This window comes from Cellulophaga sp. HaHaR_3_176 (assembly GCF_019021925.1).
In the GTDB taxonomy this organism is placed as follows: Bacteria; Bacteroidota; Bacteroidia; order Flavobacteriales; family Flavobacteriaceae; genus Cellulophaga.
The window spans coordinates 1,745,516-1,760,345 of the sequence record NZ_CP058990.1 but is presented as its reverse complement, the minus strand read 5'-3'; the positions used below and the strand labels follow the sequence as shown (position 1 = coordinate 1,760,345).

Sequence of the window (14,830 nt, the reverse complement as noted above, 5' to 3'; positions counted from 1 at the left end):
AGCTTGGGCAATGTGCTCAAGCTATTTTTTTTGTGCCAATATTTTATAGTAAATTAGTTTTAATCATCAGTATTTTTAGTAATAATATCATTATTAATTTTATTTTTTATCTGTTGGCTTTTAATGTTTGGGAGAATAACAGTAAATGTTGTTCCTTTCTCTTTCCCTTCAGACTCGGCATAGATAATACCATTATGCGATTCAATAATTTCCTTAATCATGTAAAGGCCAAGCCCAGTACCCTTTACGTTAGAATGAAATCGCTCAAAAGGTGTGAAAAGCTTTTTTAAAGACCTTTCATCCATTCCAGAACCATTATCTAAAACAGAAAACTGTGTTTTTTCTCCATTTTCTTGAGCTTTAATATATATTACAGGTTGTTTTTGATCACCCATATATTTAATGGCATTATCTAGAAGATTGCCAAAGACTTGTATAATTCTATTTCTGTCGCCATAAATATTCGGTAAGTTATTTTCAACTATGAGTTTCACTTTAGAGACTTCTAATTTTCCTTTGACTAAGGTGGTTGAGAGTGCTACAATTTCATTTGTGTCAAGTATTTCATTTTTGTTCTCAATTTTTCCAATTTTTGCAATTTTAGTAATATCAGCAATAAGATTATTCATAGTATCACATGAAATATTAATCATATCTAGGTGTGTTTCTAATTCAGGATAATCTTTCTTAGGAATTAGGCTTGCAATACCTTTAATTCCGCTCAAAGGGCTTTTAAGGTCATGGGAAACAGCAAAAGTAAAACGTTGAATTTCTTTATTTTTCGTGATTAATTCATCAGCTACTTTTTTAAGTTCTTTCTTTTGTTGTTGTAATTGTTGAGTACGCTCGTCTATCTTTTTTTCGAGTGTTAATTGGTATTTTTTTATGTTTTTAACCCGAAGATATAGGAATAAATAGATACTTGAAATTAACAAAATTGTTATGAGTAAGCGAAACCACCAGGTTTCCCAATATGGAGGGGTAATCGTAATATGTAGTTTTGTTTCGTTATTATTCCATATACCATCAGAATTACTTGATTTTATTCGAAGAATGTATTCTCCTGGTTCTAAACTGGTGTACGTAGCGTTTTTTTTATGTCCTACATAATTCCAGTCCGTTTCAAAACCATCCAAGAAATAGGCATAGTTAACCTTATCAGGGTGGCGAAAAGTTAGCGCATTGAATTCAAAATTAATTACATCATTATCATACGATAGGGTAATAGAATCTACTTGTGAGATGTGTCGTTTTAATATTTTAGATGCATCACCTGCGTAAATTGTTTTGTTGAATATTTTTAGACTGGTGATATTTACTTTAGGTTTATCTTGTCTTTTATTAATGTTTTTTGCTTTAAATAAATTGAAACCATTACTACCGCCAAAAATCAACTCATTATTTCTGGTTTTATAAAAAGAATTTGAGTTGAATTCGTTGCCTTGTAAACCATCATTAATATCATAATTTATAGATACTTCATTTTCAGGATTGTATTGAATAATTCCAAAACCTGTACTTAACCATAATAAATGATTCTCGTCTTCTATAATTCCTTTTACGGCATCATTTTTTAATCCATCCTTGCGTGTTATCGATTGAAAAGAACCGGTTTTGTAATCATATTTGTTTAAACCAGCTTGAGTGCCAACCCATAAAGTACCCTTGCTATCTTCTACAATAGCATTAATGAAGTCGTTACTTATAAAATGTTCATTCTCTTGACTATTATAACTTTTAAATTGCCATTCGTCGTTTGTTTCAACTAGTTTATAAAGCCCTGAAATCTGCGTTCCAACCCAAATATTTCCTTTTGTATCCTCTGAAATGTTTGTTATAGTAGAGACTTTAGTATTATTAATAGTGTTTTTAAGATTTATGTTTTTATGTGTTTTAGTTTCGGGATCATAAAGTTGCAAGCCTCCGTAAAAAGTAGCAATCCATATGCGTCCTTTACTATCCATCTTTAAATTGAATACATTATCAGATAGTAAAAAAGAGTTTTCCTTAGTTAATACCTCATAATTCTTATTCTTAAGATTAAAAATTGTAATTCCTTTACCCCAAGATCCTAGCCATAGTTTATTTTTTTTATCTTGAAGTATAGAGATTACTACATTTGCATTGAGATTTTTATGATCTAAACTGTATTTTTCAAAAGTATTCGTAGTTCTATCCCAGTAGCTTAATCCGCCCCCATCTGTTCCTATCCAAAGATGGTCTGTATTATTATTTATATCTTCAATATAGCAGTTAATATTATTGTTATTTAAAGATTGAGAATCAAAGGGATGATTTTTAATATGTTTAAATTTATGATAAATAGGATCGTAGAAGCTTAGCCCTTTTCTATAAGGTGCTAACCACATAATGCCTTTGCTGTTGTATATAGACCAAATAGAATTACTGGAGATAGAGTTGTTATTTGTATTATCATATTTTAAATTTGATAATTGCTTGGTGCTTTTAGAGTAAATAAAAAGACCATCATTTTCACTACCTATCCAATAATCACCATTATTAGCAATTGCTAGTGATAAAATAGGATAACCATTACATATATTTTTTCTTTCTACATTTAAAGAATTGTCATTTTTGATTTTTAATTCAATTAGCTCACCGTTATGTAAGCCAATTAAAAACGTTGATGAGCTTTGCTGTATTACACTTCGTATTCTTTGATTTTCGTGAAGTTTTGATAAAACTTGTAATTCATTATTTAATAACCAAATGTCTTTATCGATTATAACTACAGTTTTTTCACTATCTAGTTTTACGATTTTTACAAAATAATTGCTTTTTTCTACGTTACTTGTTGCTTCTTGATATTTGAATTCTTTAATATTACCTGTTGTAATATGATACCTGAATAAACTACTAGTAGTTCCTAACCAAAGAAAATCTGTAGATTTAACAACGGAATAAAAGTGTTCTAAAGCTATTTTTTTACCTTCTCCGATAAATGGATAAGGCTTTAATATATCCATATCTCGATGATAAACATTTAAGCCCTGAACGGTACCTATATATAATTGTCTATCATCATCTTCATAAATATCTTCAATATAGCCATTGGTAAGACCTGTTTTATTATCTAGAGCCTGTTCATATATTCGAAAATTTTTACCATCGTATTTATTAAGTCCATTTCTAGTACCAATCCATAGGTATCCAAAACTATCTTCATAAATTACATTTGCAGAGCTTTGAGATAAACCTCCTGGTAGGTGTTGAAAAGATAATGAGGTTTGATTTTGTTGCGCAAATGTAAGCTTACAACATAATAGCAGTAAAGAAGTGTATAATACTAATGCAGCAAATTGCTTTGATAAAACCATAATAATAATATAAGCCTCTTTAAAAGTAAGTTAAAACTTACAATTTACAAATGTTAATTATATGATATAAATTTTTTGTTGCCTATTAAGAGTATGTTGTGGTAAAAGTTTAATTTAGAAGAGAGTAGCTGTTTTTAATTTAAAATTTATTAAACGCAAAATAGGCAATACTCACTATATTATAGTTGCAGGTTGTTTGATGACTTTATAAAATGGGATTTTTACAAAAAAAGCCATTACAATAATTGTAATGGCTTTTTGGTTTAGTGGCTTTGTGTAATTATTTATGTGTAATTTTTTAATTTATCATTGTTAACTCTCCAGATATAATTTGCTTATTTTCAAAATCATATATATCGGCTTCTATACAATTATCAAAGTATAAGCCCCAAAAAGCAAAATAGTCTTGTCTTTTTATGGTTTTCATTCTCAAATTTAATAAGTCAAAATCAGAATCTATAGTATGCTCTTCAAAAACAGGAACATGTATTTCATTTGGAATTTTTTCTAGATAACGAGAAAGTAATAATTGATTTTGAAAAATTTCGGATACTAAGTTATGTAATTCAATAAAAATGCTTTGTTTAAATATTTTATGGATAACAATTGTAGAATCATTGAAAATAAGATTCAATTCTTGAATATCAATTTCTATATTATTTTTAGTTGCTATTTCACTTAATACATTTAAAAATAAAATATTAGATTCTTTATTTTTACAAAAATCTAATTCTCCAATTTTTCTATTTATAAGAAAATGTAATCCTTCTGACATTTCAAAATTGAATTTCAGATCAAGTATAAAGTTGTTACACTCATTTAAACCTTTAGAACATGTAATATTAAAAACACAGAAAAACTCTTTTTCTACTTTTAGTCTAAAAGCTTCTAACCCAACAATCAAATTTTTTTGAGAAGGACCGTAAGTAATACCTTTTCGATGGTTATTTTTTTTATATGACATATGTTAAGAGATTTGTTAAAACAAACTTACTTTTAATATGTCAGGTCAGACTATATAAAAACCATAGACTTTTTATGGTTTTTATTTTTTTGATGTTAAAATGCTGTTTATTAGTTGTTTATAATAGATATAAGTGTTAATAAGCTGTTAAATAAACCCTTTTTCCTTCGCGGCTGTTATTAAAGCGTAGTCATTTTCTTTCCCTACGTTAAATATTTCTTTCAATTGACGTTTTCTATTCTCTATTCCTGGCAGAGAAAGAGAAATATGCTCTACCATATCTTTAGTTTTTGTGCCAACAGATAGGTAGTAAAGTATTTTTTTATCATTATCATCTAAGTAAATATCACTAGACATTTTATTTCTAATAGCGATAAGTGCTTTTTTAGTATAATAAGGAGGTTCTGTTAAAACGGTTTCAACCATTTCTTTTAATGCATCTTCATTAATTTCGGTTTTTACCATATATCCTTCAGGATTTACCGTTCTTAAGATGCTATTTATTCTGTAGTTATCGCTGAAAGAAGAAAGAAAAACAATTTTAGATTTAGGACTTACCCTACGAGCAATAACTCCGAGATCTTCACCGCTAGATGCAATTCCTTTTTGCATAGGCGATAGTTGTATGTCTAGCAAAATGATATCGAAAGCTAGTTCCCCTTTTGATATTTCTATTATAGCTTTACCTTTTTCAAAGGTATTTGCCGTTTCCATTTCAACTTTAAAATTATCAAAATCTGCCTCTTCTAAAATATACTTATAACCTAACATGGTCATAATATGGTCATCTACAGCTAAAATTCGAATTGTTTTCATTAGTTATCTATGCTTTTGGATATTGTTCTATTGGTATTTTAAGAGTAATTTTAGTTCCATTTCCTAGATTACTATTAATTTGCCAATCTCCATTTATTTTACTCAGTCTAGAGGTAATATTTTTAACTCCAATACCTTTTTTCTTTTTCTTTACATCAAAACCTATTCCGTCATCACTAATAATTACAATAATATCTTTTTCTAGAGTATCGAAATTAATATTAATACGACTTGCATTTGCATGTTTTATACAATTTTGTATGCATTCTTGTAAAATTCTGTACAGGTTAATTTTAATTTTAGTATCAAAACTATCCCATTCAGTATCATCATTAAAAGTAAAGGTATAATTAATATTTTCAGTTCCATTTTTAAAAGTTTCTATAAGAGCTTTTATAGATTCAATAAAATTTTGAAATTTTTGATATGAAGCTTTATTTAACTCATGAGAGACTGTTCTAATTTCTTCAGAGAGGTCTGCTAGTTCTTTAATTAACTGTCCTCTTTGTTGTATTGATTCTGGGTCTGTTTTTTTATTAAGGCCAATTAATACAAGGCGTATGCCTAGCATTCTATTTAAAACTCCGTCATGTAACTCTTGTGAAATTCGTTCTTGTTCAATTTTTTTACCTTCTTCTAGTTTCTCTTGTTGAGTCATAAGAAGGTTAAAAATTTCATGATTACTTTCTTGTTGCTGTTGTTTAAAACGAAGATTGTTATTCTTAATACGTTGTATCACGATAATTAATATAGCTACAATACCTATTAAACCTGATACTGCAAGAGCACTCCATAAGCGCTTTTCTCTAGTTAATAATTCATTCTGCCTGCCTAATAGTTGATTACGTTCTATAAATTCATCGGTTTGAAAACGTATTCGTGCAAATTTATCTCTTAGTTTACGCTCGTCTTCTTGTAATTTTTTATTTACAACAAAATATTCTTGAGCATATATAGATGCATTTTTTTTATCAATTAAAGTTAGGTAATCTAACGTTCTAAGTAAGCTCTCGAAATTCTCAGAATTTTCTGACAATGCTAATGCTTTAGTAGCTATTTTTTTAGATTTTAAAGTATCATTTTTATAAGCTAAATATTGTGCATAATAACCTGTTGAAGTAGCTTCACTAAATGTATTATTATATTCACGTGTAATAGCGATAGCTTCTAAGTATTGAGGTTCTAAATCCTCTGTACTAAGCTGCTTTTTTTTTGCATTGGCCAAATTAACCATGACTTTTGCTAAGAATTCAGGGTTTAAGGTTCTTAAATTTTTAAAATTAACGACTTTATTAAAACTATTTTCGGCTTCTCCATATTGATTTAACAGCATATTAGATACACCTATATTGTTAGTGATGAATATTCTATTATAAGACATGTCTTTAGGTATAGAATCTAAATAACTACTAGCTTGTTCATAATATTGAATCGCTTTTTTTATATCTCCTAAGGAATGTGTTATAGACCCTAAGCTATTATAACTGTTAGACATTCCTAAAAAATTTTTTGATTCTTTAAAAATTTCTAGAGCTTTAATTGTTGTTTGTTCGGCACCTGCATAGTCTCCTAATTTTCGTTGAATGGAGCTTATACCAATATATAAAAAAGCAGTTTTCTTTTTATTTCTTTTTATATATATGGTTAGCGCTTCATTATAATAATAATAGGTGCTATCAATTAATTTGGTATTATCTAAAAAAATACCTAAATCCCAATAAGCTTCTGCTAATGCAATAGAATCTTTTTGTTTTTTGGCTAAAACAATAGTTTGTTTATTTATAGTTCTAAAAAATAAAGAATCTTTTAAATTAATTGATTTGTAAGATAAATTAGATAAATGTTTTAACTGAATAGAATCAGTAGTTATCAAATTAATTTTGTGAGCAGCTTCTTTTGCTATTTTTTTTCGTTGCTCTAAATCAAAGTCAGAGTTAGTACTACTTTCGATAAGTGTGTAGAGAGAATCTTGATTAATTTGAGTAGTAACCTTTTCTTGAGATAACTTTTCTTTTTTTCCACAAGAAATAAAAATTACAGAAAAAATTATATAAATAAACCCGCAAGGAAATATAACTTTAGTTGTTCTCATTGATTTATTTAAAACAACAAGATAAAAAAAAAGCTTTAAATAAATGATTTATTTAAAGCTTTCTATTATGAATATTTTGAACTATTAATTACCTTTTGTAGTCACTTCACCACAATCATCACAAGAATTTAATGAATCTACATAAACTTGATCATCGTCTTGATTGGCATCTGATTCACAAGAAAGCATTCCTAAACTTAAAACTACTACTGCTAAAATTGCTGTTACTTTTTTCATAATTATTTTGATATTAATTGATTAGTAAATTATCTGGTATCAAAATTAATCGGACAGCGTAGTGTTTTTATTACATAAAAATGTTTGTTAGTTAATGATGTACCTTTACGAGTATATGTACATAATTTGTAAGAATTATCTTAATTTAATGTGGTTATTGTACTTTTGGTTAATGTTTTTTTTAAACTATCAATATTCTCTTTATACGATTTTGAAAAAGGTAGTTGAGTTTCTCCTTTTAAAGCACAAATAGATTTTCCATAGTTAATTCTGCTTATGTAATTTGTATTTAAAATATAGCTTTGGTGTATTCTTATAAAATTATTAGGTAATCTATTTTCAAAAGTTTTTAGTGTTTTATAGGCATTTATAATCGATCCATCTTTCATGATTACATCGGTAGTGTTATTATCAGCTTTTAAATACATAATCTCATTAGTATCAATATATCTATAATCTCGATAAGATTTTAGGCAGAGTGTCGTGTAAGGATTTTCTACTTTTAATTGAGTTTTTTGAAGCCTAAAAGATGTTTTTCTGATATCAAATTCATTCAAAGGAAGTATCCAGTAATCAAAAAAACCATTTTTTATAGCATCATATGCTTGGTCTTTAGTGTTCGAGTAGCCTATTATTAGGGGTGTACATTTTAGATATTGATGTAGCTCAGCAATCATCGAAAAACAACTAATGCTATCTTTAGAGAGGTTAATAAATACAATTTCAGGTATTTCTTTTAATATTAAATTTAAACCATCTGTGCAGTTGTTAGAAACACCAGCGCAAATAAATTCAGAGAAATTTGATAACTGAGACCTTAATTCATGACTAGAAGATGCATCTGAATTTATAATAGTGTATTCATACTCCATAATATAGGTTTTAAAATGTAAAATTACAGCTCCTATATTAGAACAGACTATACAAAAACCATAGAATTTTTATGGTTTTTATGATTTAACTATTTGATAATTAATTAAATTAGTTATTTTTTACTTTAAAATTATATATGAATTGGTAAGCACCTATATCGTTATTTTCTTTATTTCTGCTATTCCCTAAAATATCAAAAGGAACGGTTTGAGAACCGCTTATGTTAGCTTTATTTATTGCGAAAGAATCTTCTTGTAATTTAAAATTATTACCGTTAGGGTTTATAAATGAAGCATTTTCATTTATAAAAATGGAATTAAATAAATTAGTGTCATTATAGTTATAAGCAGTGCTTAATTCTTTTAATATACAGTTTTCGAAGTTAAAATTTAATAAAGAAGTAGAGGAGGAGTTAGAAAGTAGAACTTCAGAAGAAGTGTTACCATCTATAATACAATTTAAAAAATCAGCATTAACTAAAATCTGTTCATTCGTATTATTTACATGTAATGTTTTTCCTAACCTAAAAGAGCTATTCCAATAATTTGAAAAGGTACAATGAGTAAATTTGTAATTACCGCCATTAAGGTAAAGACTAGTATTTCCAGCATTTCCGATAACTAAATTTTCGCCTATTACTTTAGATGAATTACACCAGATATTAATATTAGAGCTATTATAAACTTGAGTATTTTTTATAATTAAATTGCTTTCGGAGTTCAAATTTGTATTTCCGTTTATAAAAATACCTGTAATGGCATTTTTTAAAGTTAAATGGTTAATGTAATTACTGTTACTTTCTTTATTAATTATAATGCCACCCCACTGACCAGCAACATTATCATAGCTAGATTCTAATCTATCACCTTCAAAAATAATTTCATTTTCAAGATTGTTTTGATCTGTACTAAGTTCTCCATTAACATTTAATGAACTATTTTTTTGAACGTAAATTCCTGAGTTTTGATGAAAATAAACTCTTGCTCCAGCATCAATATTTAATGTGTTGTTTTCAGGAATAGCAGCATAGCCATATATAACGTAGGGTTTTTTATTCGTGAAATTTAATAGGCTATCATTAAGTATAAAGCCAGCAGTTTCTATTTCTTCTCCATTCTTGTTTTGGTTTATAGTTATTTGTTCAGCAAAACCTGTAGAGCTTTTTTTCGGATAAAGAAAAGTAGCATCTTTTATAAGAGTAACTAATGAAACAGATTGTGTATTGTTAGTATGGTTAAACTCGATGGCATCGGTATATAAAAATTCAGTTTCACTTACGGTATTAATATCAAAATTAGTTTCGATAAAAATATAAAGACTATCCTTTGCTAAAAGTGGGGTGTTAAAAAACTCTTTACCTGCCTGTCCGTCTACATTTATTTGATATTTGCTACTCAAACCATTTTTTAAAGTTATGGATGGGATTTGAATATCGGTATCGTTATTGTTATAAACTTTTAAGGAGTATGTACTACTTCCTATAGTGGTGAAAACGGTATCTAAATACACGGTGTCTTTTGAAAAAGATAAATTACCTGTACTGGTTTCGTAATTAAAATCTTTTCGGCATGAAGTCCATAAAACACAAGCAATCAACAATAAAAATAGAAAGTACTTATTTCTTTTAGAGTGATTCATTTTAGTTGACTTTATTTAAAAACGGCTATAATTTCTTCAGAAATTCGAATAGGTTTATAGGTAATGGCATCTAATAATACCCATTCTGTTTTTGACTTAAGTAGCAACTCATTACTTTTGTTATCAAACATTTCTACAATTCTGATAGATAAGGCTCCTTTAGATGATTTTATGTATGTTTTAACTGTTATAATATCATTTATAACAGCAGCTTTTTTATACTCTATAAAATGACTTTTTACAACCCAAATACTTTTTTCAATAATTTCTTTTGAAGCTTTTTCTTGCCAATGTTCTTTTGCTATATCCTGTATCCATTGAACATAGCGTACATTATTTACGTGGTTTAAATCATCTAAATCTTCTTGAGTAACTTTAATGATTTTGTCAAAGGTTTTCACCATTACTTTTTCATAATTTTAACCTCAAATAACTTATCCCAATTTTTTCCAGTCACAAAAAAAGTTCCTCTTTCCTTGCTATAAGCGATACCATTTAATACATCTAAATCAGCATGCTTTGTAACATTATCTTTTAAGCCTCCAAAATTAATAACACCTTCAATAGCTCCACTTTTTGCATTAATAATCATCATGCTTTCTTTTTGCCATACGTTGGCATATATTTTACCATCTACATATTCTAATTCATTGGTTTTATTAAATATAGATTTATTTGTTACGGTTTCAATATGTGTTTCTTCTGTTAAATTATCAGGGTTTAAAAGCCATATTTTTTCAGTACCATCACTCTTATAAAGCTTTTCACCATTATTAGCAAAACCCCAACCTTCTTTACTAGCTCCGTATTTAAAACTATCTATTTTATCTAAATTTTTAGCATCATATATAAAACCTAAACCACTTTGCCATGTAAGCATGTATATCTTATCGTTCAAAATTGTAATACCTTCTCCAAAATAAGTGTTATCTAAATCTACTTTTTTTAATATTTCACCAGTTTTGTAGTCAAGTTTTCTTAAAGAAGATTGCCCTTTTCGACCCGTACTTTCGTAAAGTGTATCTTTATAAAACTCAAGCCCTTGTGTAAATGCTTTTTGGTCGTGTGGAAATTCATTTATAATTTCATAGGTATAAATTTCAGGAGCATTGGCAGATAAAAGTTTGAAATTTTTTGATACTTCTTCAGATTTACCTTCATAATTTACAGTAGCAATAATGGTTTTGTTACCTAATTTAAGTATATCTAGCTGAATAGTATTGTCTGAAACAGCTAAAGCTTTACCATCTATAGTGTAAGAAACATTTTCAATAGTTTTATTTTTTACGTTTTTTAATGATATGACTACGCTTTCATTTTGTTGAAACTCACTTTCTTTTCCGTTTAATTGAATTTCGAAAAGTTCAGAAGCTGGAGTATTACTGCTACCACATGCTGAAAATAATAACGAGATACATGTAAAAATGAGGATACTAACTATTTTCATTATAAAATATATTAACTTATTTAAAATTTTTAAACTCCAAAAAATTGGCAATCAGTAAGATAGCCTAAATGTGTATTTTGAGCAAGGTATTTATTTAAATTTAGAAACTAAAATGATTGTGAAAAAATTAAAACATTGTATATTTGCAGCTGGCAAGTCCTACGCGACCAGCTCCTTTAGAATCCCCCAGGGTGGGAACGCAGCAAGGGTATATGGTTGAGCGGTGCGACGTAGGTAGCTTGCCTTTTTTTATTTCTTCTTTTTTTGCTTAACGCATTTGTTAATTACTTCTTTTTTCCTTTTTTTATTATTTGTTTCTTTGCCAATATATTTATTATATGAAAAGTAAAGTAGTTTTAATTACAGGCGGATCTTCTGGTATAGGAAAATCTATAGGTGTATACTTAAAATCGAAAGGTTATATTGTATATGGTACAACCAGAAGCTTAGCTAAATACCCAAATTTTAAGGAGTTTAATTTGTTAGAGTTAGATGTTCGTAAACCGGATACTATTAATTTGGCTATTTCCAATTTAATAGAAAAAGAAGGTAGGGTAGATGTATTGATAAATAATGCAGGTGTTGGTATTACAGGACCTATAGAAGAAACACCCGATCAAGAAATAGCAAATGCTTTCGAAACTAATTTATATGGGCCAATACGAGTCATAAAAGCAGTACTACCGACTATGAGGAAACAAAAGTCAGGACTTGTTATAAATATAACATCTATAGCTGGTTTTATGGGATTACCTTATAGAGGAATTTATTCTGCAACAAAAGGTTCGTTAGAATTAATTACAGAAGCTATGCGAATGGAGGTTAAAGATTTTGGTGTAAGCATGACAAATGTAGCACCAGGAGATTTTGCAACAAATATAGCTTCTGGTAGATACCATGTTCCTGTTCTTAACGATTCTCCTTATAAAAAGCCATATGGCGACACATTAAAGGCTATAAATGATGATGTTGATAGTGGAGGAAACCCTATAAATGTAGCTCATTTAATTTTTAAGATTATAAATACCAAAAAGCCTAAAATACATTATAAAGTGGGTGATTTTATGCAAAAATTTTCACTTATTTTAAAAAATATACTTCCTGATAAAGTGTATGAGAAATTACTTTTAAACCATTATAAATTGTAATTTTGTAAGTAACAAAAGTTAATTATTAATATAAATATTCAAGAATGAAATTTTTTATCGATACTGCTAACTTAGCACAAATAAAAGAAGCTCAGGAATTAGGTGTTTTAGATGGTGTTACAACAAACCCATCTTTAATGGCTAAAGAAGGCATTACTGGAAAAAATAATATTCTAAAACATTATGTAGACATATGTAATATTGTTGATGGAGATGTTTCTGCTGAAGTTATTTCAACTGAATTATCAGAAATGATTAAAGAAGGTGAAGAACTTGCTGAATTACACGATCAAATCGTTGTTAAATTACCAATGATAAAAGATGGTATTAAAGCTTGTAAGTACTTTAGTGATAAAGGTATTAGAACTAACTTAACTTTAGTTTTCTCTCCTGGTCAAGCATTATTAGCGGCTAAAGCAGGTGCAACTTATGTATCTCCTTTTATTGGTCGTTTAGATGATATATCTACAGATGGTTTAAATTTAATTGCTGAAATTCGTCATATATACGATAATTATGGTTTTGAAACTCAAATTTTAGCAGCATCTGTTAGACATACAATGCATGTTATCGATTGTGCTAAATTAGGATCAGATGTAATGACAGGACCTTTATCTGCAATTGAAGGTTTATTAAAGCATCCACTTACAGATAGCGGCCTTGCTAAATTCTTAGAAGATTATAAGAAAGGGAACTAATAAATTCCTTTTTAATTAATACATAAAAAACCCACTTTAAACCTAAGTTTAGAGTGGGTTTTTTTATGCTTCTATTGTGTGTTGTTTAAACGTTATTAAAATTTAGAGTACATATCTTTATAAGCATCTAAAATAACGCCATCTTTAATTAAAATAGCTTTATTTAAACCATCTATAATTAATGTTCTGCGTAACTTATCAATATCTTCTGCTTGGTATTGGTTTTCAAAATTTTTATTGAAAGACTTCACCATCGTTTGCCACTCTTGTTGTTCTTGAGTAAGGCTAATACCAATAAACTTTAAGTTAGGGTTAGCTTCAGATAGTTTGGTAACTTGTTTTGTGATATTAGAAAAATGTCTTTTGTTTTTACTAGACCAAAAATAGAAAACAACATCTTTATCTTGTTCCGATATTTCTTTTAATGAAATTACATTACCAATACTATCTAATACATTAACATTAGGCATATGGTTAGTAGGTTGCATATTAATTACACCTTCATATAAATCATGAATTTCGTTATTATGTTTGTTGTTTATTGAAAGCTTATGAAATTCATCTAAAAACTGCTTATTATTTTCAGGTGTATCGTGCACTTTTAAAAAATAGCTCATTGCTACATTTCTAAACAAATTATCTCTTAAGTCTTTTTCTTTAACAATACTGTCGATAAGTTCTAGTTTGTGGTTGTTGAAGTGTAGTTGATTTATTATAATCAATTCTCCAGCTTTACAACTTTTAGTACAATCTTCGAACGCCAAATTATCAAAATGACGTTTCATAAAGTCATAATAAGGTGTAAAGTATGTAAGCTCTTTATTGTTGAAGTTTAGCTCTTTTCTATAATCATAAAAATCCTTGTCAATTTCAGAAAACGAATTTCGTTTTGCATTTTTAAAAGGATATTTTTCTTTAGTTATATAAGCATTGTAGTTAATACTTGCATTTGCTATTTCTAATGATTTTTCAGAAAGGTTATTCTCTATATTTAATTCAGCTAATAATTTTAACTTTAACTCTCTAAGTGAATCTATTTTTTTAGAAAAAGCAGTTGATTCTAATTTATAATATTTATTGATTAAAGACTCTTCATCTTCATCTGTTAGAAAAATTTCTACTAAAAAGTTATTTATTTCTTCTCCTTTACCTGAAAAAACCAAAGACTCATCAAAATAAATAGTGTTAAGTCTAATTAAAAGACTGTCTCCTTTAGATAAGTATACGTATTGGTATTGTGGAGCGTGACGAAAATTATATAAGCCTTCGTCGATATTTTTTAAAGTAATTGAGAATCTATTTTGAGTATCTAGCCTAGCAGAGTCAATAGCAATCTCATCTTTATATAAAATAACGGTCTCGCTAGTAGGGTTTATAATCTGTCCAGCTAAAACTGTTAAGGTTTCTTTTTTGTCTATATTACACCCGATAAGAGCTAAGAAAAAAAAGTAAAAAGAATATTTATTCATACAATGATATAATTCTACAACAAGCGAATTTAATAAACACGTATGCTACAACCTGTTAATGCACCGTTAAAAAATTATAGGATACTTTATAATCTCTTATTTCATTGAAA

At 28.0% G+C, this 14,830-nt stretch carries 12 protein-coding genes and 1 other RNA gene; 3 read left to right on the top strand and 10 right to left on the bottom strand.

The annotated features are described in order from the left end of the window. Positions 1-59: 59 nt before the first annotated feature. The 9 genes from H0I23_RS07675 to H0I23_RS07635 form a co-directional block, all read right to left on the bottom strand. On the bottom strand, positions 60-3,338 hold the full coding sequence (locus tag H0I23_RS07675; protein WP_216785872.1) for a two-component regulator propeller domain-containing protein: 3,279 nt from the start codon (positions 3,336-3,338) through the stop codon (positions 60-62). A 298-nt stretch (positions 3,339-3,636) separates the two neighbouring features. Beyond that, on the bottom strand, positions 3,637-4,302 hold the full coding sequence (locus H0I23_RS07670; protein WP_216785871.1) for a hypothetical protein: 666 nt from the start codon (positions 4,300-4,302) through the stop codon (positions 3,637-3,639). 147 nt (positions 4,303-4,449) lie between these two features. Further along, positions 4,450-5,118 (bottom strand): response regulator, encoded by a 669-nt coding sequence (locus tag H0I23_RS07665; protein ID WP_216785870.1) that lies wholly within the window; start codon positions 5,116-5,118, stop codon positions 4,450-4,452. 7 nt (positions 5,119-5,125) lie between these two features. Then, positions 5,126-7,210, bottom strand: a complete 2,085-nt coding sequence (locus H0I23_RS07660; RefSeq protein WP_216785869.1) for an ATP-binding protein — start codon at positions 7,208-7,210, stop codon at positions 5,126-5,128. Between the two features lie 84 nt (positions 7,211-7,294). Continuing rightward, a complete protein-coding gene (locus tag H0I23_RS07655) occupies positions 7,295-7,447 on the bottom strand; it encodes a hypothetical protein (RefSeq protein ID WP_216785868.1) in 153 nt (50 codons plus the stop codon). Positions 7,448-7,587: 140 nt separating this feature from the next. After that, positions 7,588-8,319: a LytTR family DNA-binding domain-containing protein gene (locus H0I23_RS07650; protein WP_216785867.1), complete on the bottom strand. Its 732-nt coding sequence runs from the start codon at positions 8,317-8,319 to the stop codon at positions 7,588-7,590. 109 nt (positions 8,320-8,428) lie between these two features. Beyond that, entirely contained in the window at positions 8,429-9,958 is a 1,530-nt protein-coding gene (locus H0I23_RS07645; RefSeq protein WP_216785866.1) for a hypothetical protein, read from the bottom strand. A gap of 11 nt (positions 9,959-9,969) precedes the next feature. Beyond that, complete coding sequence (locus H0I23_RS07640) at positions 9,970-10,362, bottom strand: thioesterase family protein (protein WP_216785865.1); 393 nt, start codon at positions 10,360-10,362, stop codon at positions 9,970-9,972. Beyond that, the gene (locus tag H0I23_RS07635) at positions 10,362-11,405 is read right to left on the bottom strand and encodes a glutaminyl-peptide cyclotransferase (protein ID WP_216785864.1); all 1,044 of its coding nucleotides are present in this window, start codon (positions 11,403-11,405) and stop codon (positions 10,362-10,364) included. The genes H0I23_RS07640 and H0I23_RS07635 overlap by 1 nt, the downstream gene beginning before the upstream one ends. Before the next feature lie 150 nt (positions 11,406-11,555). Here H0I23_RS07635 and ffs point away from each other — a divergent pair. The 3 genes from ffs (at position 11,556) to fsa (ending at position 13,251) form a co-directional block, all read left to right on the top strand. Beyond that, positions 11,556-11,653, top strand: an RNA gene (gene ffs, locus H0I23_RS07630) — signal recognition particle sRNA small type. Between the two features lie 90 nt (positions 11,654-11,743). Then, positions 11,744-12,553, top strand: coding sequence for an SDR family oxidoreductase (locus tag H0I23_RS07625; RefSeq protein ID WP_216785863.1), 810 nt, complete (start codon positions 11,744-11,746; stop codon positions 12,551-12,553). 44 nt (positions 12,554-12,597) lie between these two features. Next, on the top strand, positions 12,598-13,251 hold the full coding sequence (fsa, locus tag H0I23_RS07620; RefSeq protein ID WP_216785862.1) for a fructose-6-phosphate aldolase: 654 nt from the start codon (positions 12,598-12,600) through the stop codon (positions 13,249-13,251). A gap of 95 nt (positions 13,252-13,346) precedes the next feature. Here the strand turns inward: fsa and H0I23_RS07615 are convergent, their stop codons facing one another. Next, positions 13,347-14,720, bottom strand: a complete 1,374-nt coding sequence (locus H0I23_RS07615) for a thioredoxin-like domain-containing protein (protein ID WP_216785861.1) — start codon at positions 14,718-14,720, stop codon at positions 13,347-13,349. Between the last annotated feature and the right edge of the window lie 110 nt (positions 14,721-14,830).